Raw genomic sequence first — 1,504 nt, forward strand, 5'->3', positions numbered from 1 at the left:
GATCAGCAATGGTAAATCGAGGTATGGCAAGTTAAAGAAAAGGCGAAATCAGATAAAAGCCCCCAATTTTTTATTATAACATGAAAATTTTAGATATTTATCAATTCATTTGCAAACCACTATAATTCCCATGATGACTACCCCTCTGACTATGGTTGATGTTTGCTCAAACATTATTTTATCAGAGAATGTGATCATTTTATTCATATAGGTCAATCAATTTGGCGAAGGTATTGCTCTTCGCAATCACTTTTTTTACAATACCCGCAACCATTAATGGTAATAAGGATTGTAATATATTAAGATTATTCTTGCTTTTCGTTGTCAGGGATGGTTATTTTGATTTTCTGCTTTTTATTTTAATAAGGTATTTACTAAAACTTGAAAGGACAATAGACGGAATCCGCCTGTCACCATAATTGGCCCATTCTGTCTATTTCACTACAATTCAGGTTCCGAACAAGCTCGGAGCCGGAACTATAGGGATTCTGCCCAGCCTGCCGTTAAACAATGGAGAATACTCAAGGTGAAAAATGGAAATTTGGATTACACACAAAAAGCGAGTTTTCTTTTTGAAGTAATCAAACGTTACGATCATTATATCAGCACCACAAATTACAAAACTGCATTGACCATGTCATTTCTTTCAGCTGTAATATTAGGACTGACACTAAGGATGTTAACTTTAAATACCGGAAACAACTCAAACGGAGTTGCTTATTACTTGATTGCATTTGTTGTGACTTTAACTGTGTTCACATCTCTAATTGCAATATTCTATCTATTAAAAGTTGTATTCCCAAACACAAAAAATCCAATATCACCAAAGTCTTTGATTTTTTTATTTTCGTTACTGACCGAAGGCCAGCCAGAATCAATTTTATAGAACATTAAACGAAACGCCTGGGACATCCAACGCGGGTATCCCAGACCCCAAACCAAATCCCTTCAAAGGTTCTCATCCATTTTTTTTCTTTCTGAACCAACAACCTATCCAGAACCATAAACGGTTCTCGGCGTATGCCGCTGTATAGCCTTTCGGTTCTAAAAAAAAGAAAATATATTTTCTCTTGGCCACGCGGCCTGGAGCTACCCCAGGGTCACGGGGAGGCTTCATTTCTGCCGGCCATGAGCGTTCATATTATTAAAATTCTTTCTCCGGCAAAATGAAGTTTTCCTGTGAGCCCAACAACTGCAGGGCGTTAGCCGAGGAACCCAATATCTCCCGAAGGCGCTCGACCAGAATGGTGGATAAACCAAAACCTTTCCGAGCGCCTTTGTGAAACTGTTTTGCTTCTTGGAAAGAAGAATCAAAAGATACCGGCATGCGGATAATTTCAGTGCCTGGAGCCGGGACTTCCTTTAACTTGATCTATATACTTGAGTTTTCGAAAAATATTTTGACAAAATAATAGATTAAGGTATATTTATTGCTTTGGCTAAGTATATATGAAATTTATTCTAATAAAGATGGATAGTTATATTAAACTATCATAATGCTTAA

General features: G+C 37.0%; 2 protein-coding genes. One reads left to right on the top strand and one right to left on the bottom strand.

Annotated elements, in window-relative coordinates; genetic code table 11:
- Positions 1-526: 526 nt before the first annotated feature.
- Positions 527-886, top strand: coding sequence for a Pycsar system effector family protein (locus HXW94_RS18695; RefSeq protein WP_178368403.1), 360 nt, complete (start codon positions 527-529; stop codon positions 884-886).
- Positions 887-1,144: 258 nt separating this feature from the next.
- On the opposite strand, the gene HXW94_RS18700 is transcribed toward HXW94_RS18695, so the two are convergent.
- On the bottom strand, positions 1,145-1,327 hold the full coding sequence (locus tag HXW94_RS18700) for a hypothetical protein (protein ID WP_178368404.1): 183 nt from the start codon (positions 1,325-1,327) through the stop codon (positions 1,145-1,147).
- Positions 1,328-1,504 lie beyond the last annotated feature (177 nt).

The sequence above is a fragment of the Desulfobacter latus genome (assembly GCF_013389365.1).
Classification (GTDB): Bacteria; Desulfobacterota; Desulfobacteria; order Desulfobacterales; family Desulfobacteraceae; genus Desulfobacter; species Desulfobacter latus.

Coding starts and splice junctions, on each gene's coding strand:
- HXW94_RS18700 (WP_178368404.1), bottom strand. CDS start 1,327: ATGCCGGTATCTTTTGATTCTTCTTTCCAAGAAGCAAAACAGTTTCAC.